Source organism: Pseudomonas sp. B20(2017), assembly GCF_002113125.1.
Taxonomy (GTDB): domain Bacteria; phylum Pseudomonadota; class Gammaproteobacteria; order Pseudomonadales; family Pseudomonadaceae; genus Aquipseudomonas.
The window spans coordinates 22,831-42,922 of sequence record NZ_NEJP01000008.1 but is presented as its reverse complement, the minus strand read 5'-3'; the positions used below and the strand labels follow the sequence as shown (position 1 = coordinate 42,922).

Annotated in this window: 18 protein-coding genes; 4 read left to right on the top strand and 14 right to left on the bottom strand. The window is 61.4% G+C overall.

Translation table 11 applies throughout. From position 1 onward, the window contains the following. Positions 1 to 73: 73 nt before the first annotated feature. Together CAF63_RS13505 and CAF63_RS13500 are read right to left on the bottom strand one after the other, a co-directional pair. Positions 74 to 985, bottom strand: coding sequence for a LysR family transcriptional regulator (locus tag CAF63_RS13505; protein ID WP_085685547.1), 912 nt, complete (start codon positions 983 to 985; stop codon positions 74 to 76). Positions 986 to 1,045: 60 nt separating this feature from the next. Then, the gene (locus CAF63_RS13500; protein ID WP_085685545.1) at positions 1,046 to 1,636 is read right to left on the bottom strand and encodes an NAD(P)H-dependent oxidoreductase; all 591 of its coding nucleotides are present in this window, start codon (positions 1,634 to 1,636) and stop codon (positions 1,046 to 1,048) included. Between the two features lie 203 nt (positions 1,637 to 1,839). On the opposite strand from CAF63_RS13500, the gene CAF63_RS13495 reads away from it, so the two are divergent. Next, complete coding sequence (locus CAF63_RS13495) at positions 1,840 to 2,154, top strand: putative quinol monooxygenase (RefSeq protein WP_064593306.1); 315 nt, start codon at positions 1,840 to 1,842, stop codon at positions 2,152 to 2,154. Here CAF63_RS13495 and CAF63_RS13490 read toward each other — a convergent pair. Further along, the gene (locus CAF63_RS13490; RefSeq protein ID WP_085685543.1) at positions 2,144 to 2,908 is read right to left on the bottom strand and encodes a sulfite exporter TauE/SafE family protein; all 765 of its coding nucleotides are present in this window, start codon (positions 2,906 to 2,908) and stop codon (positions 2,144 to 2,146) included. The two genes, CAF63_RS13495 and CAF63_RS13490, sit on opposite strands and share 11 nt — an antisense overlap. Before the next feature lie 230 nt (positions 2,909 to 3,138). Here CAF63_RS13490 and CAF63_RS13485 point away from each other — a divergent pair, with 230 nt between their 5' ends. From CAF63_RS13485 to CAF63_RS13475, 3 genes are all read left to right on the top strand, one after another. Next, a complete protein-coding gene (locus tag CAF63_RS13485) occupies positions 3,139 to 4,020 on the top strand; it encodes a LysR substrate-binding domain-containing protein (RefSeq protein ID WP_085685541.1) in 882 nt (293 codons plus the stop codon). A gap of 55 nt (positions 4,021 to 4,075) precedes the next feature. Beyond that, positions 4,076 to 4,651, top strand: a complete 576-nt coding sequence (locus tag CAF63_RS13480) for an NAD(P)H-dependent oxidoreductase (RefSeq protein ID WP_085685538.1) — start codon at positions 4,076 to 4,078, stop codon at positions 4,649 to 4,651. 198 nt (positions 4,652 to 4,849) lie between these two features. Continuing rightward, positions 4,850 to 5,260 (top strand): MerR family transcriptional regulator, encoded by a 411-nt coding sequence (locus tag CAF63_RS13475; protein WP_085685536.1) that lies wholly within the window; start codon positions 4,850 to 4,852, stop codon positions 5,258 to 5,260. Positions 5,261 to 5,326: 66 nt separating this feature from the next. Here the strand turns inward: CAF63_RS13475 and CAF63_RS13470 are convergent, their stop codons facing one another. From CAF63_RS13470 to CAF63_RS13420, 11 genes are all read right to left on the bottom strand, one after another. After that, entirely contained in the window at positions 5,327 to 7,942 is a 2,616-nt protein-coding gene (locus CAF63_RS13470) for an RND family transporter (RefSeq protein ID WP_085685837.1), read from the bottom strand. Positions 7,943 to 7,975: 33 nt separating this feature from the next. After that, complete coding sequence (locus CAF63_RS13465) at positions 7,976 to 8,812, bottom strand: outer membrane lipoprotein-sorting protein (protein ID WP_085685534.1); 837 nt, start codon at positions 8,810 to 8,812, stop codon at positions 7,976 to 7,978. A 70-nt stretch (positions 8,813 to 8,882) separates the two neighbouring features. Then, the gene (locus CAF63_RS13460; RefSeq protein ID WP_085685532.1) at positions 8,883 to 10,178 is read right to left on the bottom strand and encodes a DUF1302 family protein; all 1,296 of its coding nucleotides are present in this window, start codon (positions 10,176 to 10,178) and stop codon (positions 8,883 to 8,885) included. Between the two features lie 2 nt (positions 10,179 to 10,180). After that, complete coding sequence (locus CAF63_RS13455; RefSeq protein ID WP_085685530.1) at positions 10,181 to 10,945, bottom strand: SDR family NAD(P)-dependent oxidoreductase; 765 nt, start codon at positions 10,943 to 10,945, stop codon at positions 10,181 to 10,183. Next, a complete protein-coding gene (locus CAF63_RS13450; RefSeq protein WP_085685527.1) occupies positions 10,942 to 11,679 on the bottom strand; it encodes a 3-oxoacyl-ACP reductase family protein in 738 nt (245 codons plus the stop codon). The genes CAF63_RS13455 and CAF63_RS13450 overlap by 4 nt, the downstream gene beginning before the upstream one ends. A gap of 9 nt (positions 11,680 to 11,688) precedes the next feature. Further along, positions 11,689 to 14,559, bottom strand: a complete 2,871-nt coding sequence (locus CAF63_RS13445; RefSeq protein ID WP_085685524.1) for an aminotransferase class III-fold pyridoxal phosphate-dependent enzyme — start codon at positions 14,557 to 14,559, stop codon at positions 11,689 to 11,691. A gap of 54 nt (positions 14,560 to 14,613) precedes the next feature. Continuing rightward, entirely contained in the window at positions 14,614 to 15,822 is a 1,209-nt protein-coding gene (locus CAF63_RS13440; RefSeq protein WP_085685521.1) for a beta-ketoacyl synthase N-terminal-like domain-containing protein, read from the bottom strand. Continuing rightward, complete coding sequence (locus tag CAF63_RS13435; protein WP_085685519.1) at positions 15,819 to 17,114, bottom strand: beta-ketoacyl synthase; 1,296 nt, start codon at positions 17,112 to 17,114, stop codon at positions 15,819 to 15,821. The genes CAF63_RS13440 and CAF63_RS13435 overlap by 4 nt, the downstream gene beginning before the upstream one ends. Continuing rightward, on the bottom strand, positions 17,111 to 18,169 hold the full coding sequence (locus CAF63_RS13430; RefSeq protein WP_085685516.1) for a beta-ketoacyl synthase: 1,059 nt from the start codon (positions 18,167 to 18,169) through the stop codon (positions 17,111 to 17,113). Before CAF63_RS13430 ends, CAF63_RS13435 begins: the two co-directional genes overlap by 4 nt. A 1-nt stretch (position 18,170) precedes the next feature. Further along, positions 18,171 to 19,445 (bottom strand): beta-ketoacyl-[acyl-carrier-protein] synthase family protein, encoded by a 1,275-nt coding sequence (locus CAF63_RS13425; RefSeq protein WP_085685513.1) that lies wholly within the window; start codon positions 19,443 to 19,445, stop codon positions 18,171 to 18,173. 8 nt (positions 19,446 to 19,453) lie between these two features. Further along, positions 19,454 to 20,023: an acyl carrier protein gene (locus CAF63_RS13420; RefSeq protein ID WP_085685511.1), complete on the bottom strand. Its 570-nt coding sequence runs from the start codon at positions 20,021 to 20,023 to the stop codon at positions 19,454 to 19,456. Positions 20,024 to 20,092: the final 69 nt, after the last annotated feature.

Here is a 20,092-nt window from a genome sequence, read left to right as displayed (position 1 = left end):
AGCGAGTATCGACCGCTGAGCACAGTGGAAAAACCCGCCCACAACCAAATCACTGTTGCGCAGGGGTCACGAATCAGCCTTTGAAATCGGCGCTGGCGTAAGCCGCCAGTTTGCTCTGGATGAAATCCAGGAAGCACTGGATCCGCAGCGCCAGTTGCGAGTTACGGTAGTACACCGCGTTGATCGGCTGGCGATAACCGCTGTTGAATTCCGCCAGCAATACCTTCAGCCGCCCGGCACGAATGTCGTCGATGGTCATGAAATGCGAGAGGCAGGCAATGCCCTGGCCTTCCAGCGCCAAATGCCGAACCGTCTCGCCGCTGGAGGCGCTGATTGCCGGAGTGATCGGCCAGCGGTCGCCGTGTACGTAACGCAGCGGCCACTGGTTGAGGCCTTCGTTCTGGGTGAAACCGAGCAAGGTGTGCTCGCTCAGGTCGGCCACTTCGCGCGGCGCGCCGTGTTTTTCCAGATACGCGGGACTGGCGACGATCAGCAGCGGACTGCAACCGAGCGAACGAGCATGCAACGTTGAATCAGCGAGGGTGCCGATGCGGATGGCGACGTCGGTGCTTTGTTCCAGCAGGTCAATGATCAGGTCATTGCTGTTGAGTTCGAGCTGGATGTCCGGGTACAGCCGACGAAATTCGTCGATGTACGGCACGACGGCGTGGAGCATGAACGGCGACGCGGCGTTGATGCGCAGCCGTCCCGAGGGCGTCTGCTGGCGTGAAGAAAGGCGCTCTTCGAGTTGATCCATCTGGTCGAGGATCAGTTTGGCCTGCTCGAAGAAATACTTGCCCTCCTCGGTCAGGTCCATGCGTCGTGTGGTGCGGTTGATCAGCGTGGTGTCGAGCTTGGCTTCCAGCCGCGACAACGTGCGGCTGACGGCCGACGGCGTCTGTCCGACCTGCTCGGCGGCGGCGGAGATCGAACCGCATTCGATCACGCAGACGAAAATCTGCAACTCATCGGATCTGGCTTTCACGGGTGTCCTCGAATCGAAAGGCCTGCAGCGCAAGCTCAGGCCTTCGATAGTAGCCGAGCGTCAGGCCTTGAGGCCAAACACCTCGGTCAGATGCTGCTCGTAACGCGCCACATCGGCTTCGATGTTCGGACGTTTCATCACGTCTACGCAGAGGAAGGTCGGCAGGCCGGTCATGCCGAGGAACTGGTTGGCCTTGTGGAACGGGAAGTACACCGCGTCCACGCCTTTGGCTTCAAAGAAGTCGGTCGGGTCATCGAACGCCTGCTGCGGTGCATTCCAGGTCAGCGACAGCATGTACTGCTTGCCCTGGATCAGACCGCCGCTGCCGTACTTCTGCGAGGAGTCGGAACGGGTGCGACCGTCGCTGGCGTAGAGGCTGCCGTGGCCTTCGGTGAAGACTTCGTCGATGTACTTTTTCACGGTCCACGGTGCGCCCATCCACCAGCCCGGCATCTGATAAATGATCACGTCGGCCCAGAGGAATTTGGCGACTTCTTCGGCGACGTCGTAACCCTCGTCGATGAAGGTGGTCTTGACGTCGACACCGCCACGATCCAGTACGCTCAGCGCCGCTTCGTGCAAGGTTGTGTTGTAGCGACCGTCGGAGTGAGCGAATTTTTTACCGCCATTGAGCAACAGCACTTTTTTCATGGGATGGCCTCGATCGGATGCCGATGCGCAGCGCAGCGCGCTGGATGGACAAGGGGAAAAATTGAATGGCGGCAGATTAGCGATCCGCCTCGCGCGGAATAAGCACCGGTTGCGCAAAATTCATTTGAGTAAAACGCACGAATCGAATTCCGATTGTTGCCGTAGGATTGGTCGCCATCTGAATTGGAATGGAGTTTTTTGCGATGAGCGAACGCCAGGGTTTCATCCTGCACGCCAAGACCCGCCCGGAAAAAGCCGAGGCCTTCGAAGCGTTTTTCCGCGCCTATGTCGAACCGAGCCGCGCCGAACCCGGCTGCATCGAGTACCACATGCTGCGCGACAAGGAAGATCCGACCCTGTTCATTTTCTACGAGATCTGGGAAAGCCAGGCGCATCTGGACGTGCACTCGAACCTGCCGCACATGCAGCAATTCCTGGCCCAGCGCATGGAGTATCTGGAGCGGGATTTCGATATCCGCCCGATTGAAATGCTCAGCGATTCGTCCGCTAACCGCTGATCAGCAGATGGGCGCCGAGCGCGCCCAGACCGATGAAGAACACCCGCTTGAACAGCACGGCGCTGATGCGCTGGCGCAGCCATTGGCCGAGCAGCATGCCGAGCACCGCCGGGATCAGCGCCAGCAGCGAGGCGCTCAACTCCGCGCCGCCGAGCGACCCGCGCCAGAGCAATCCGCCGGCCAGCGCCAGCGTCGACACGGTGAAAGACAGGCCCAGCGCCTGCACCAGTTCATCGCGGTTTAAACCCAGTGCCTGCATGTACGGGACGGCGGGAATCACGAACACACCGGTAGCCGAAGTGATGACGCCGGTGATCACGCCACACAGCGGCCCCAACCACGGTTCATGGCGGCGACTGACACTCAGCGTCGGCAGAAACAATCCGCTCAGCGCATAGAGCAACAGCGCCGCGCCGAGTCCACGCACCACCCAATGCCCGCCTGCCATGCCGATCCACAAGGTGCCAACAGCCGTGCCGAGAAAGATCGCCAGCAGCATCGGCCACAAGCGTTTCACCAACCCGCGCAAATGCCCGCCGAACGCCAGTTGCCAGACGTTGGTGAGGGTCGCCGGAATGATCAGCAACGCCGCAGCCTGCGATGGCGCCATAGCCAGACCGAGCAACCCCATGGCGACAGTGGGCAGGCCGAGGCCGATCACGCCCTTGATCATGCCGGCGACAACGAAGGTCGCAATCACCAGCAATGACAGGGCCAGACCGAGGTTTTGATAGAAATTTGCGAGTGCGTTCATGGCGATACTGTGCGCCTGCGCGGATGAACTGAAAATCTGTCATACACTGAGGCAGCCTCTACCTATACAAGAGGCTAGTAGATTTTTTGCGGCCACTGCCCTCTTCGCGGGCAAGCCCGCTCCCACAGGTCCGATGTCGGGTACGAGTTCTGCGTACAACACTGGCACTGTGGGAGCGGGCTTGCCCGCGAAGGCGTCGGGACTGACACCACTGATCTTGAGGCTGTCCCATGCACTTCGACCTCACCGACCTGCGCCTCTATTTGCACATCCTCGACAGCGGCAATATCACCGCCGGCGCCGCGCGCAGTCACCTTTCGCTGGCGGCGGCGAGTGCGCGGATCCGGGCGATGGAAGCTTCGTTGGGCACCGAGTTTCTCGAGCGCGGGCGGCGCGGAGTTACACCGACGCCGGCCGGCAAGGCCCTGGCGCAACATGCGCGACTCCTGTTGCAACAGGCCGAGCGCATGCAGCAGGACTTGAACGAATACGCCCGGGGTGTCAAAGGCCAGGTGCGTTTGCTGTGCAACACCACGGCCATCAGCGAATACCTGCCGGAAGTGCTGGCGGATTTCCTGCGCGAACATCCCAACCTCGACATCGACTTGCAGGAACTGCCAAGCGCCCGCATCACTCACGCCTTGCGCCAGGGAGCAGCAGACCTTGGCATTGTCTCCGACGCCGTGGACACCCACGACTTGCAGACCCGGGTCTTTCGCGACGACCCGCTGGTACTGCTCGTGCCGCCGAGTCATGCGCTGGCAGAGCGTCTCTCGCTGACCTTTGCCGAAACCCTGGCCCATGACTACGTGGCGCTGGGTGCCGACAGTGCCCTGGCGATTCATCTGGAAGAACAGGCGCTGCACATCGGCCAGCGCATGGCGATCCGTATCCGCGCCGATGGCTTCGATGGGCTCATGCGCATGGTCGTGCGCGGGGCAGGCCTGGCAATCGTGCCCAAAGTGGCGGTTGAGCGCTGGCCCCGGACGAACTCATTTGCCTGCGTGCCGCTGGACGACGCCTGGGCCAGACGGACACTGCATCTGTGTTCAAGAAATTTCGCCCATCTGCCGGCCTACACCCAAGCCTTGCTTGATGCTCTGACGCCTTGACTCTACCGCTAGGGGCAGACTCTATCCTGTGAGCTTCTTTTCAGGAGTACACACTATGGGCAAACGAATGCTCGTGATTCTGGGACACCCCTCCACCGACAGTTTTTGCGGAGCACTGAGTGAAACCTACGTTCAAGCGGCCAAGGACGCCGGGCATGAGGTGCGGTTGATGCGCCTGGATGCGCTGGATTTCGACCCGGTCCTGCACGAGGGTTACAACAAGATTCAGCCGCTGGAACCCGATCTGCTGCAGGCCCAGGCCGACATCACCTGGGCCGAGCACCTGACTTTCGTCTATCCGATCTGGTGGGGCGGGATTCCGGCGTTGATGAAAGGCTTTCTGGACCGCATCTTCCTGCCCGGTTTCGCGTTCAAGTACCGCGAAGGCAAGGCCTTCCCGGACAAACTGCTCAAAGGCCGCACCGCCCATTTGCTGGTGACCATGGACACGCCATACTGGTACTACAAATGGTTCTACCGCATGCCGGGGCTGCACCAGGTGCGCAAGACCACGCTGGAGTTCTGCGGAGTCAAACCGATCAAGACCCTGACGTTCGGCCCCATGCTCGGCTCCAAACCGGAGCAGCGCGACGTGTGGCTGAAACAGGCGCGAGCCAGCGCCGCGTTCTGAATCTGACGCGACTGTCCAACTGACGGCGCCGCCGACGCCGTCAGCCTTCCACGGGTTCTCCCACGAGCCCGTCCGTCAGCTGTGCGCGTCATTTACGCACAGTTGCAACCTGCCGATGGTATTCACCCTATAATCGCCCGCCGATCAGGCTCGAGCCTGGTCACGCTACGCCCCGTTTTATCATCGAGATGGATCTTTATGTATATCGGCAAAGCCGCCCAGCTGTCGGGCACCACAGTCAAAAGCATTCGCCATTACGAAGAAATCGGCCTGTTGCCCGAGCCCAAGCGTGAAGGCAAATACCGTATCTACAGTCAGGAAAGCGTCGAGGTACTGACGTTCATCAAATGCGCTCAGCAACTGGGCTTCAAGCTCAAGGAGCTGCAAGTCATCCTGAACAACTACCGCGGCGAGGAATTCCCCTGGGACATGGCACAGAATGCCATCGCCCGGAAAAAAGCCGAGCTGGTGACCCAGATCGGCGATTTGCAGCAGTTGTACGATGGGCTTGAAGCGTTTGAAAACAACCTCCACGAGGCTCGACAGGAATGTCAGTTCGAGCGCATCGCCCGGCAGGGGGAAAAAACCCCGGCCGCTACGCTGAACTGAAAACCCTTCTGCGGCGCATGGGCCGGTTCGCCTGTCGGATCAGGGCAGGCGGAACCGGCTCGGGCTTCAGCCCGGTACTGCCTCTGCGTCGAGGCGTTGCGCCCGAGCGGGCTGGGCAATCGGCTCAATCGCGCCGAAGAACCACGGCGAAACCAGCGTCACCAGAATGATGGTCATGACCCCGCTGGAGAACAGCGCCATGGCCACCAGCGCCCCCAGGTCGACAATCGGCTTGAAGTCAGAAAACAGCAGCGCCATGAAGCCCACGGAGAAAATCACCACGTTGATCACCGTCGAGCGACCGACGCTGTGCATCGCCTGCAGAATCGCCGCGTCGACTTCAATGCCCTGCTGCACCAGCCATTTGATGCGCGACAGCAGGTGCACCGCGTAATCGACCACGCCCACCACCAGGAAAGTCACCAGCGTAGTGCCGATGTTCAGCTCGATCTTGAACAGAAACATGAAGCCGTAGACCGTGACCGAGGTGGTCAGCAGGGTCAACATGCCGAGAATGCCCAACCGCACCGACTTGAGCCAGTACATCATCATCAGCGTGACGACCAGCAACGCCAGGGAAAAACTCAGTACCTGGCCCTGGGTGATTTCCTGCAACACACCCGTCCAGATCAACGGCGTGCCGGCATGCGTCACCTCCAGATTGGCCGGTTTGTTCACCAGCAGCCAGGCGTCGAGGCGATCGAGCATGCCCTGATAATCGCTGGCGACCGACGAGGTCATGGTGTACAGCGTCAAGGCCTTGGAGAAGTCGGCGTTGAGCACGTTGTTCAAGTCCGAGCCGCCACCGTTTTCGAACAGCATCACGTGCTGCTCGATCAGCGAATTGCCTGGCACTTCGAATTGCTCGACCTGCCCGTCATCATTGACTGAGCTCACCTTTTCCATGGCGTTGGGAACGCGCAGGTAATCAGGGTTCATGTCGTTGAGCACCAGGTTCATGCGCTTGACGTAAGTGGCCAGGGAGTAGCCGTAACTCACGTTCGGCTGCTGCTTGATGAAGTGGTCGAGCTTGTCGATGAACTGCACCACCTCCGTGGTCAGCACCCCGCGAGGCTCCTTGCTGTCGATGGCGATCCAGCCCGGCGCCGTACCCGCGACGTTGGCGTGGTTGATGAACTGGTCCGAAATGCGGATATGGCTTTCGGGTTTGAAATAGGCAATGCCCGAGTCTTCGATATCGACGCGGAACGTGAACACGGTGGCCAGCGCCAGCAGCGGCAACATGACCAAGAGAATCGGTTTTCGAAAGCGGATCATCCAGGCGCAGAACGCCACCAGATAACGCGAGATGATCGATTCCTTGTGCGCGGCGACCCTGGCTTGCGCTGGTTGATCCTTGCCCCAGATGGAGATCCAGGCCGGAATCAGCAGCAACGAAATGATCAGCGCCGCCGTCAGGCCGATGGACATGAACACGCCGAAGTTACGGATGCTGACGATGTTGTTGGTGGTGGAAATCATGAACGTGGCGATGGTTGTCACTGTGGTCAACACCACCGGCACGACCATCAGCCGCTGGGTCTCGCGGTTGGCGTCACGGTTGCTCTTGCCGGCGTTTTTCTGCTCGTAGTATTCGGCCATCACATGGATGGCGTCCGAGCAGCAGATGGTGAACAGAAACACCGGCAACACGCTGGTCAACAGGTCGAACGGCACCCGCAGCAGCGCCATCAGGCCCAGCGTCCAGATGGTGCAGAACAGTATGTTGAACAGCGGCAACAACACGCCCAGCGGTTTGCGGAAGAAGAAAATCAGCAGCAGGGTGATCAGCAGAAACACAATCGGAAACAGCACCGCCAGGTCATGGTCGATGATTTCCTGTTGGGCCGCGATGAAGATCGGCATGCCGGCAATGAAAATCTCGTCCTTGTACTCCGGATGCTCTGCCTGATACTTCGCGACGATGCCCCGCACGATCTGATAGGCGCGCAGTTGCGCCTGGGCATCATCCTGCTTGGTACCGAGTTCAGCCACCAGCATCGCGACTTTCTTGTCCTTCGACACCACCCCGTCGACCATCAGCTCGTTGCCCATGATCTGTGACTCGACCACGGCCGGATCCATGTCATAGGCGTTGAGGGTCTTGTGGATCAACAACTCGCCATCGTCGGTCAACACGATGTTTTCCAGGTCACCCATCGACGCCATTTCGCGAATCGGGTTGATTCGCTCGGCGAGGAAGGTCAGGAACAACTGATCATGAGCATCCCAGTTCTGACTCTGGGCATGATCGCGCAGGGCCTTGGCCTGAGCGTAATCATTCTGGGAAAAACCGTCCTCCAGAATGTCCCGGGACAATAGCTGCGCGCGGCTGTCATTCGGGTAGCGAGCGACGATTTGCGTCAGTTGCTCCTTGTCGGCGTCGTTGGCCAGGATCATCTTGCGCACTGACTGCGACATCGAAAACAACGCATTGAGCGTCTGTTTGTTGAAGACCGTCTGCGGGTTGTTCAACGCCACCATCACCGAGTCGAAGGTGCCGGTGAACTCACCCTGCAAATCGATGATGGTCTTGCGCGCCGGATGGCTGTCCTTGAGCAGATAAGGGTTGGTGTCCGAGATCAGCGCGCCCAGCGTATAAGTGAAATACGCGGTGATCGCCACCAGCAGGAAAACGATCGCCCGCGCATGGCGCTCGACGAAGTTCAGGTATCTTTCCATGATCATGTGTTCCAGGGTCGTCGGGAGCGGCGCTTAGCGGGCAGTCACGGAAAATTCCGGCAGGTCACCGGTTTTCAGTCCGCGCTTGATGGCGGTCTGGGTAAACAGTCGGTCTTCCAGCGGAACGTTGTACTGCAACTGGTTGAAGCGCATTTCCGAGCGGGTGCCGTCGATGAAATGCTCGGTTTCACTGAGCACGATGCTGTCGATCCCGTCGATGGTCTCGACCTTCTGGGTGCGCATCTGCTTGATCAGCACACCTTTGACGTCGAAGAAGTCCTGACGCAGGACCAGGAAATTCTGCTTGTCGATCCACACTTTGAGTTTGTTGTAACCGGTCTTGGCCAGCACTTCCGGGGACGCCGGTTCACGTTCGATCACGTAGCAGTCGCGGCCCTTGATCTGCTCTTCTCCCAGCAATGTCTGCGAGTAATCCTTGACCCGGATCTTGTCCAGGTCGGCATAGGAGTATTCGCTGCCCATGAACGAGCCGCGCTTGTCGGTGGTGGAGATCCGGCGGGTCTGGCGGCTGACCGGCAGGTACATCCACTGGCTGTCTTCCAGCCCCAGCGTCTCGTGCGGGTTTTCGATGTGGAACGCGACGTCGCGCACATCGGTCGGCGCCGAGAAATACATGCTGAATTTGTCGCTGTCCGGGTAGTCCTTCTGCAGGTAGGTGAATTCACGAACCCGGGTATTGCCCTTCTTGTCGTGAAGGATCAACGACACCTGGGACATGAAGCTTTTACCGTCATTGCGATCGCGCACCTGGCGAATGATTTCATCGGCATTGCTGCCGTCGGCAGCGCTGGCGCAGACGCCACTGAGGATCAACGCGGTGGCGGTCAGACTTTTCAAAAGCGGCAACATCGGAATTTCCCTTTTCGTCGGATGAGTACATGCGCGCCTGCGCCATCGGTGGCAGGCAGGCGTCACGGGGTTAAAACAGATAGCCGGCGGACAGGCGCACTTGATCGCGCTTGCTGTACTCGCCGAAGGCCCTGTCGGGTTTGCCGAAGAACACGTCCACTTCCAGTCCCAGCTTGATGTAGTCCACCGGTTTGTAGGTGAAGATGCCCTGCAGCAAAGCGTTGTCCTTGAGCGGCGGCGAGGCCGCGGCCACCAGTCGGCTCTTGAGCCGGTCCTGCCAGTGAGTGCCTTCGGCCGACAGCGTGAACAGCGGCTCGCGCTTGTCCTGCAGCATCCCGTCCTGCCAGTCGAGCAGCACCTGCTCCTGCCATTGCGCCGAAATCAGCCAGTCGCGCCACAGATAGTCGACGCCCAACAGCGACTTGACCATCGACGTGCTGTCGGCACCGTAGGCGCGGGTCGGATTGGTCACGCGCCAATTGTCGAACCAGGCAATCTCACTGCGCACCACGATGCTGTGGCCGGCGTCGATCGCCAGACCTGCTCCGCCCATGGTGTAACGGGGAAACTGGCGTTCAAGACGCGTACGACCGTCACCGGCCAGACCTTCGACGGCATACACCGGGTCCTGCTGACGTGCGCTCAGTGCCACGAAGCTGGTGTCCACCGCACCGATCCGGCCATTGGCGCTCAGACCATAGGCATAGCCCTTGTCACCGTCATAACCGGGTTTCGAATCAAGCAGGAAATACTCCGGATCGGGCGCCGCGAACAGCGGCGCGGCGAACTCGCTGCCCGCCACCGGCGGCCGGTTCTTGACGAAGTCGGTGATCCACAGCGCTTCCAGCTCCCACTCGCCCACGGGCTGCGCCACGCGCACCATCGGCACGGCGATGCGGCTGTCCTCAAGCAACGGGGTCAGCCCATCGCGATAGTCCAACGGGTTGATCTGGTCCAGCACGCGCAGTTCATCCGCACGCCCCCAGACCACCTGCTGCCAGCCGACCGTCACTTCACCGTCGCCCAGCGAATGACCGACATACAGATGCCGCCAGTCAGCATCGAAGCGATACTTTTCCCGGGCGCGTTCGCTGTACGGGTTGTTGCCGTCGTAGCGGGCGTCATACCGTACGCGACCCTTGGCCTTGTAATAACCGCCGTCCCAGTTGTCCTCCAGGTTGGCTTTGAAATACACGGCCTTCTGTGTGACCTGATCGTCACCGTGCAGGCGCAGTGCCGTGGCCACGCCGATTTCGGCGTCGGCGTAATCGGGCTTGAGATCGTCGACTTCCAGGGCCGCGACAGCCGCCGGAGCGGCCACGCACGCCCACATCGCCCAGGCGATGCGGTTGATAGATCCTGGCATCGCTACATTCCCAACCCGACGCCGCCATCGATCACCAGGCTCTGGGCCGTGACCCCGCCGGCTTCAGGACTGGCCAGGTAACGCACCATTGCCGCCACTTCTTCGCTCTGGATGAAGCGGCGCATCGGCAGTTTTTTCTTCGCGTTGCGCACGATCTGTTCCTGGGTCAGACCGGCGATCGCCGCTTGCGTCGCCAGTTCGCCCTGGAGCATCGGCGTATCGATCCAGGCCGGCAGAATCGCGTTGACCGTAATCTGCCGCGACGCCAGGTCCAGTGCCAGAGCCTTGGTCATGCCGACGATGCCGTGCTTGGAAGCGCAGTACGCGGTGTTGCGCACCTTGCCGGCCCGGCCGAGGATCGAGGACATGTTGATGATCCGTCCCCGATCCGGCATCAGCGCCAGGCACAGCGAGGTCACGTAAAACGTACCGTTGAGGTTGACCGAAATCACCTTGTGCCAGTTGTGCAGATCTTCCGGCTCGTTTTCATTGCAGATACCGGCACTGTTGACCAGCACGTCGACCTGCTTGATCCGGGAGCCGAGCTGCTTGAAAAACGCCTCCATGGCAGGCAGGTCGGCGATGTTCGCTGCGTGGGTCTCGACCCGCGCCTTGATCCGTTCCTGCTGCTCATCGACCCAGCCCTGCAATTGCGGCAAGTCCAGGTCCAGCAGGATCAGGTGATTGTCGCCATTGGCTGCGAAGTCCTCGGCCACCGCGCGACCGATGCCTTTGGCTGCACCGGTAATCAGAATGGTGCGGCTCATGGCATTTTCAACCCGCCGTTCACCGGCAGGACCTCCCCGGTCAGGTACAAGCCACGGTCAGCGAGGTACAGCACCGCCTCGGCAATTTCCTCGGGTTCGGCGTAACGCTTGATCAGCAACCGCGACTGGATCTGCTCCTCCTGACTGCCGATCAGTGCGGTGCTCATCTCGGTCTTGACGATCCCCGGCGCCACCGCATTGACCCGGATATTGCGCGGCGCCAGCTCGACCGCCAGCGCACGGGTCATGGCTTCGACCCCGCCCTTGGCCGCGGCATAGTTGCTCTGGCCCTTGCCGGGCTTTTGCGCGGCGACCGAACTGATATTGACGATGCAGCCACTGCGCTGGCGCAGCATGCCCGGCAGCACCTGCTGACAGCAGAGCAAGGTGCCGACCAGGTTGGTCTGGATCACCTCCAGAATGTCGCTCGCCGGCATCGTCGCCAGCAAGCCGTCACGGGTAATGCCGGCGTTGTTGACCAGCAGATCGACGCGCTGGAAATGCGCCTCGACCCGCTCGAAGAATGACGCGATGCTGTCGCCACGGCTGATGTCGCATTGCAGCGCCAGGCAATCCACGCCCGACGCCTGCACTTCATCACGCAAGGCCATCGCCGCTACTTCATCACGCACATAACTGAACGCCACTTGATAACCGGCACCTGCCAGCGCCAGGACGATGGCCCGGCCGATGCCACGGCTGCCGCCGGTCACTACTGCTACTTTGTTCGGCATGACCGTTCCTTACAGCGAGTTATCGGTTTTGAACTGCGCGAGGCTGAACCCGTGGGTCGCGGCCAGTGCACGGATCTGCTGCACTTGCTCACGGCTGATGTCGCCGTAGGAGTAGTGCTGTTTCATGCCCGACAGCCCCATCAGTACCGACTCCGCCATGCAGGCATACAACTGACCTTGCTTGAGGTAGGCGCGAACGTTGGGGGCCAGGCCATCGCCCAGCGGCGTCTGGACAATCCCGCCGTGCATGTACAGCACGTCGGAGCGCTGACCGGCGAGGTTCTGGTCCACGTTCAGCGGAACGGCGATGTCGCAGATCACGCTGTTCTCGGCAAAGTGTCCGGCACCGAGAAACGCCTGCGGTGCATTCGCCGCACAAAGCACGATGCGCGCTTGCTTCAAGGTATCCAGGTCGTTGCTGACGGTGATGAACGCGTCGCTTCCCAGTTGCTCATCGACCAGTTGTGCCACACGCTGACCCAGATCGGCACTGTTGCCATGGGCTTGCAGCAGGGCGTCAATACCCCGCAGTTGCTGCAGGCGACTGGCGAGACGATCGTGCTCGGCAACCCCCTTGAGAATGGCCCGGGCGGCTTCGGCGTAAATCTGGTGAGCGGTTTTCTCCAGGCGTCGCAGCGAGCCGTCGCGACCACTGCCGATCAGGATCAGGTGCTCGACACGGGTCGACAACAGCGAAGCGTAGGTCGAAGCAATGTTGCCGGCAGCACCGACCACCGCAGCGGTCTGCCGGCTCAGTTCCAGACCTTGCTGTTTGCAGCCCTGCTCGATCGCTTCCAGCCCCATGCCGATGGTCAGCGCGTTGCCAGAGGTCAGCGCCATGTCAGGGATTTTCAGCGCCTGACAGTTGTTGGTGACGATCGAGGTGTACATGCCCAGGCCGGCCACGCCATAGCCGTCGGCGCGGGCATCCTTGATGCGATTGCCGACTTCCTCGCGGATGGTTTCCAGATCGCCGCTGGCGATGTAAGCCGCCATCGCATCGGAATCCATGCACAGCGGATAGAGGGTAAACTCCACCGCCGTGCCGAGTTTCGAGCGGATCTGCACCGGACCGATAGGCGCCGCGCGGCGCTCGGGGGCCATGCGTTTGATGAACTCGCGCTTCTGCTCCGGGCTCAGGGTCGACAGCGATGGGTCGACATCACTGAGCATGTCCGCATCGATCAGGTGGTTGATGAACGCCACGCGTGCTACCACGCGCACGTTCTCGTCAGGCTTTGGGAGGCTTTCGGTCTCCGTGAAGCTGACATCGCGCGCCGGAACCTGGGCAATGCTGTCGGCACACACACCGGCGGCCAGCGGGAAGGCATCGCGGCGACGCAGCATGTCGCAGACTTTTTGCAGCGAAGCGATCAGGCCATCGATTTCCTGGAAGGTGATGCACACCGGGGGTTCCAGGCGAATCACATTGGCGTTGCTGCCCGACGGCGCCACACGCAACGACTCGAACTGCAACAGGTAGCCGGCAATGATGTAGCCCAGCGCTTCGTTGTACTGCGCCGACGCCTGGACCAGCGAACTGGTACCGGTCAGGTCATGCAGTTCGAAGCCCAGCAGCAGGCCGCGTCCGCGCACATCGGCGATCACGTCCGGATAGGCCGCCTTGAGCTCCAGCAGCGAAGTCTTGAGGTACTCGCCCTTCTTGTTCACATCCTTGAGCATGGCGCTGTCGTTCTCGAACAAGCGGCGCAGGGCCGACAGCGCGATGTGGCACGACGCATCGTCTTCAGCGAAGGTCGAGCTGTGGATGTAGCTGAAATCGTTTTCGTAATGACTGGCGCGAATCACGGTGGCGGCGATTTTCATCAAGCCGCCGCCCAGTGCCTTGGACAGGCAGTAGTAGTCGCCCTGCAGGTTGAAATGGGTGGCGCCGAGCAAGGTGCCGGTGCGGCCGAAACCCGACTGCACTTCGTCGATGACCAGCGGGCATTGCTGCTCGTTGCACAGACGACGCAGGCCCAGGTAGAACTCTTTGGCAAACTCGTTGATCCCGCCCTCGCCCTGAATCGGTTCCAGCAGCACGGCAGTGATTGCGCTGAACGCTTCACGGCGCACGTGCAGGGTTTCGCCGCTCCACGCCAAACTCAGCCAGTGATGCTGATGGCGGGCCGGCAGCTCTTGCAACTGCTGCGGTTGATCCGGATCGATGAATTCGACGTTGAGCCCGAAACGGGCAAACGGTTTGCGGTATTGCTTGCCGTAAGTCAGTTGAACGGTGTTCACCAGTTTGCCGTGGAAGCTGCCTCGCACCGCGAGGAAGACCGGTTCGACATGCAGTTGCGCGAGGTTGTGCTGACGTACCGCCTCGGCCACCTGACGCACGGTCACGCTGGTCAGGTGCGGCGGCAACAGACCGGCCGGCAGATCGAGATCGTCGATTTCCAACTCGACATAGGCCTTGTCACTGGCCACCAGATTCGCCAGTTCGAAATCATGTTCGTCGAACTGCTTCTGCAGGTTTTTCTGACGACGGTACTCGGCATGCTTGACGGCGATTTCCACCGACTCGGCGCCACTGTTGGAGAACGTGGAAATGTAGCGCTCGGTGTTGTTCAGCTCACGGTTGAACGCTTCGCTGAGTTCGCGCCCCAACTGCCCCGCCGCGCCACGCACCGACATTTGCGCGTTGAACGGCACATCGGCACGCAGCAGGTCGCACAGCTGATCGACGAATTGCGGATCGTTGTGACCGTACAGCGCGGCACCGTAGCCACCGAGAAAATCGGTAACGGTCACTTCGTCACCCTGTTTGTCGCGGTAGAACAGTTTGCTGCCCTGCGCCCGATGGAACTGGCACTCCAGGCCCAGGGCCTGCATCAGTTCAACGAATTTTGGCCGAACGTAATCGCGGTAATCCATGACAGTCATATCCCTTGAGTAAAAATTCAGAAGCGATGTATTGCCTTGAAGCGGTCAGTCGTCCGCCTGCAAGTCGAGTTGGTAACAGGCGCTGAAGCCGTTGTCGTCGCGGTTGATCACCAGGCAATCGTGCAGAACGGCATCTCGTGGTTCGCCCGACACAAACGGCAGATGCGTATCCACCGGCTGCGTCAGCCCGGCAATCGGCGCGATGCTTTGGGCCTGCAGCATCTGGCGGGCGAGGATCAGGTCGACCAGGCTCGGCGCACCGCTGAGGATGCCGGTCAGCGCCGTGCCGCTGGTGATGTGTGCAGCGCCGGTACGGGCCAGGGTGCGGGCCAGATCGGCGTCCTTTTGCGCAGTGCCGGTGGCACTGCTGATCAGCAAATCGACCTGTTTGTCCGGCAGGCTCAGAGCGTCCAGACGCGGGTGCGCGAATAGCGCCGTCAAGCAGGTTTGCGGTTCCGGCGGCAGATCCGCGACCCGCCGCAGCACCAGCGCAGCGGCGCCTTCGCCGGCAATGCCGCCCGAACCCTTCCGGTCGAAGGCGAGCATCTGCCGGGAACCGTCGGTACCGATCACACCGGCCTCGGCGAGCGCGGCCAGCGCCAGCGGGTCGAGTTCACTGCCGGCCCCGACCACGATGGCCACGTCGATGCGCCCACTCTGCAAGGCACTGTGCGCCTGACGCAATGCCGCCAGATTGCCGGCCACGCCTTGCATGTAGGCGTTGCACTCGCACTCCAGCTTCAAGGCCAGACTGACCACGCCGAGCAAGCCGTTACTCAGACTCTTGAGCACCAAAAACGGATCGAGCGCACGCTCCTGCAACACTTGCCGGGCGAGGCGGTTCATGTCGGCTGCGCTGTCGGTGCGGGACTCCTGAAGCAGTTCCCCATAGGACGCCACCGACGGATGGGTATACCCGCCCTGACAGCAATAGAGGCCATACCGCAAACCGTCCTGACCAGGTTCGACGCCGGCCTCGGCCAGCGCCTGACGCACTGCGCTGACACCCCAGATCACCGCCGGCGGGCAGTAACGCTGCAGGTTTTGCGCAACGTCCTGACGACTGCGTTGGTGCGTGGCGTCATCGATCTGTCCGAATGCGGCGATGCGTTCACTGTGAAACAGCGGTGTTTGCAGCGCAGCGATCGCACTGCGACCTTCCCGGGCCGCCGCCCAGAAACCCTCGACACCCCAACCCGTGGGCAACACACAACCGCTGCCAGCGATGGCAATGCGTGCAGTAGCGCTAGTCATTGTCCGTGCTCCCGATATTTGCCAAGGGCCAGCGAGGTGTTCAGGCCGCCAAAGCCAAAGGAGTTGCTGAGGGCGTAATCGACACGACGGCTGACAGCCTGACCGGCGCAATAATCCAGATCACAGCGTTCATCGGCCTCGTGCAGGTTCACGGTGGGTGTGACCAGATCGTTCAGACAGGCCAGCGCAGTGACAATGCACTCCGGCGCCCCGGCCGCCGCGATCAGGTGACCGAATTGCGACTTGTTGGCACTGACCGCCAGCGTCTGATAATGCTTGCGCTGAGCGAACACCTGCTTGATGGCCAGGGTCTCGGCAACATCATTGAGGGGCGTCGAGGTGCCGTGGGCATTGATCAGGTCAATCTGCTGCGGCTGCAACCCCGCATCGTCCAGCGCCGCTTGCATGGCCAGCGCGGCGCCCCGGCCCTCTGGCTGCGGTGCGGTGACCTTGTAGGCATCCAGGCTGCTGCCGTAACCGAGCACTTCGGCATACGGGGTCGCCCCTCGCGCCAGGGCATGCTCAAGACTTTCCAATACGACAAACCCGCCGCCTTCGCCGGCGATCAGACCGCTGCGGTCACGATCGAACGGCCGGCACAGATCAGCGCCCCAGCGCTGCTCGCCCGAGGCTGCGCCCAGCAGGTACAAAGCGGCCATGGTGTCGAGGTTGAGCACCGAGTCGGCACCACCGGCCACGGCAACATTCACTTCGCCGCGACGAATCATCTGGAACGCATTGCCGATCGCCTGGGATGCGCCGGCACAGGCGCTACTGATATTGATCACCGGGCCCTCACAACCGAGGTCGTCGGCAATCACTCGCGCCAGCCGGTCGTTGGCCTGACGCAAGGAACCCTCGGCGCTGACTTCTGTTGCCCGCGCCATCAGGTGTCGCCAGTCCGGTGCATCGCCGTCCGGCGCCTGGGTCAGGAGCATGTCGGCGAGCATGTGTTGCGGTGCCCCGGAGGCACACAGCACGGCAGCCTCGCGCAACTGCTCGGGGTTCAACCCGCTGTCGGCGACGGCCTGGGTGGCAGCCACCCAGCCAAAGCGACTGCGTTTTTCCAGGGGCAGCGTCCAGGCCGGGTGGTTCTGCAAATGTCCGGGTAACAACGTCATGTCCACGGGCGCCGCGTAGCGAACCGGAAATTCATTTTCCTGCAGGTCTTGCGGCTGCCAGGGGCGCACGCAGTGTTCGGCGCCGAGCATTTTTTCCCAGAGGGTCTGCCATTCGAAACCGAATCCGGTTACCGCGCCCATTCCGGTGATCACAATCCGTGTCGCACTCATGCGTACTTCTCCAGGGTTTCACTGGCCAACAGCAATGCGCCCCAGTGACCGGCGCGACCATGACTGACGAGCAAGGTGTAACCAGGCACAGCGCCTGCTTCGCGACTGTGGTGCAAAGCCATGGCGACCTCGGTCAGCAATCCGCTGGCGCCCAGTTCGCCGGTCATTGCACTGACATTGCGTAGGTGTTGTGGCGTCGATTCAAACAGGCTCATCAGTTGCCGGTCGGCGGGATTGGCCACCACCTTGGCAACGTCACCCATACACAGCTTTTCCTCGCTCAGGGCACGTTCGATCACGCGTTTGCCGACGGCCAGCGTGCGTTGCGGATCGGCGCTGTAACCTCGGGCAAACCCGGCCACACGCAAGATCTGCGTGGCGTCCTGCGCTGGTGCCGAACTGAGCAACAGCGCCGCAGCGCCTTCACCGTAAACCGGCTCGTCCGCCAAAGCGGGCTCGCGCAGGTACAGGGCCGGTGTCAGGTTCGGACTGCTGCTGACCACCAGCGCCGCATCGGCGTGTTGTTCGGCAATTTGCTGGCAGGCCTCGATCAACGCATCGAGCCCGGCATTGTCCTGGGAGCAGAAGCCGCCCATCGGGCCATGGCAATTCAGCGCCTCGGCCACGTAAGCCATCACACTGCTGTTGAGCAGCGTCAACGCATGCAATGGCGGGGTGTTGGCCAACAGTTGCGACAGCTGTTTGTGCGGCTGTTCGAGGATCGCCTGCACTGCATCCCAGCAAGGACTCGGCGCGTCCACTTCCGGAATGGCGGCGGTCAGGGCAATGCGCGCAGCAGGCAGTTGCAGCGACGCCAGCGCGGGCGCCAGGCGCGCGGCGCAATGCAGCAGACGCAACCCCTGCGGCTCGACGCTGCGTTGGATCTTGCGATCGAACAGATCGCTGGCCAGGCGCGGCGCGGGCAACGCCAGGGCGCTACGTTGCGGATCGAAGGCCAGCGGTTGTGGCACCGGCGGTGTCGCGAGCAGGTCGGCGCATTCGCTGCCGGCTACATTGAGCACGGCAGCCGCGTTGATGTAGAGGGCTCTGTTCATGTCATGCCCTCCCCAGAACCAGCGAACTGTTGACGCCGCCGAATCCGAAGGAGTTGGACATCACCACGTTGATCGGCTGGCGCACAGGTTGGCTGAGGAACCTCAATGAAGGGTACTCGGCGCGCTCAGGCTCATAGTTCAAGGTCGGCAACAGCACACCGTCGCGCAACGTCATCAGCGACAGCACGGCTTCAATGGCGCCGCTGCCCGCCAGAGAGTGACCCATGGCCGACTTGTTGGCGGTGAAGGTCATGAAGTCCTGACATTCGCCAAACAGCCGTTGCAGGGCCAGGGCCTCGCAACTGTCGTTGGCCTGGGTGGAAGTACCGTGGGTATTGACGTGTTGCACGGCACTGCGCAGCAGCCCGGCATCTTCGATTGCAGCGTCCATGCATTCCTCGTACTTGCTGCCATCCCGGCTGCTGGAGGTCATCTTCTGGGCTTCGCAGACATTGGCGTAGCCCAACACTCGTCCCAATGGCCTGGCCTTGCGTCGTCGGGCATGCTCGGCGGATTCGAGAATCACCAGGGCCGCGCCTTCGCTGAGCACAAAACCACTGCGGTCCGGCATGAAGGGACGGCTCTGCTCGCCTGCCGGCAGGTCGGCCTGGCACAGCGCGCCAAGGCTGTTGAACATGTAATAAGGCAGCTCGTTGGCCATCAGCTCAACGGCACCGCAAATCGCCAGATCCACCTCACCGCGCTCGATCGCCCGGTAGGCGCTGCCGATGGCCATGGTGCCGGCGGCACAAGCGTCGGAATGGGTCGAGATGCAGTCGCGTATACCGAGCCAGTCCGCCAGGTGCTGGGTCTGCTGATCAACCCGACGCGCGAACGCAGCGCTCGGCGGCGCCGGATGGTCGAGCAGGCGATCCAGATCGACTCGCCCCGCGTCATCCATGCATCGACTGACCCGCTGCAGATCGTGACTGTCGGCACAGTATTTATTGGCTCCCAGGAACAGGCCGCTGCGGCTGTGGGCAAAGTCGGCCGGAGTCAGACCGGCGTGCTGCAACGCCTGACGCGCGACGTACTCGGCCAGCACGCTCTGACGCGGGTGCAGCGCTGCATTGCCACCGAATCCAGCCGCGATCTTCTGCCACTGCGCATCATCGATAAACCCGGCCGCACTGTTGCGAAACCCCAACGCCTGGAACCGGGGATGTTCGCGGACACAGGATTGTTTCCGGCAGATGCGCTCGAACAACGTGGCAGCGTCCAGCGCCATGGGCGCCACCAGGCCGAACCCGCTCACATAGACTTCTCGTGCCCGCATGTGAGCTCCTACACCGTCTCTTTGACGTGAGTGGCCACAAACTGCTCGACCAGTTGACGGGAGACTTCGTCGCCATCGGCCGGCACCAGGCGTGCGCTGCAGGCACCGCAGACCACTTGCTGACGCTCGTTGAGCACGGCTTGATGGGCGTTGCAGTCAGGGCAGCTCGATGGCAGGTAATTGAACAGATTGCGACATTGCTGCGCCCAGTTGAGAACTGTGGTGGCCGCGAACACCTGCGCCGGCTGCATGCCGGCCTTGAGCTGGTCCGGTGCGTAGGCGCTCAGGCTTTGCTCCAGCAGGGCCTTGCCGTTTTCAGTGATCCGGCCGTTGGCCAGAAACTCGCTGGCATCCCCGCAGACAGCCACCGCATGGTCCAGCACGCTGGTCTTGGGCAAAGTGCAACCATACTGACGACCCAGCTGGAAGCTGAGGTCGACGATGTCCAGCGAATCCGCCCCCAGATCTTCGACGATGCTGCTGTGCGCATCGATTTCATCGGCGCTCATTACTAGCAACTGCGCGAGAATGGCGCGGGTGCTGCCAATGACCTGTTCCAAGTCCAATGGATTGTTCATTTCTATCTCCCTATATGTCGTGGCTGACTCATATTTTCCGCATACGAGAAGTAACTTTTCCTACAGCAA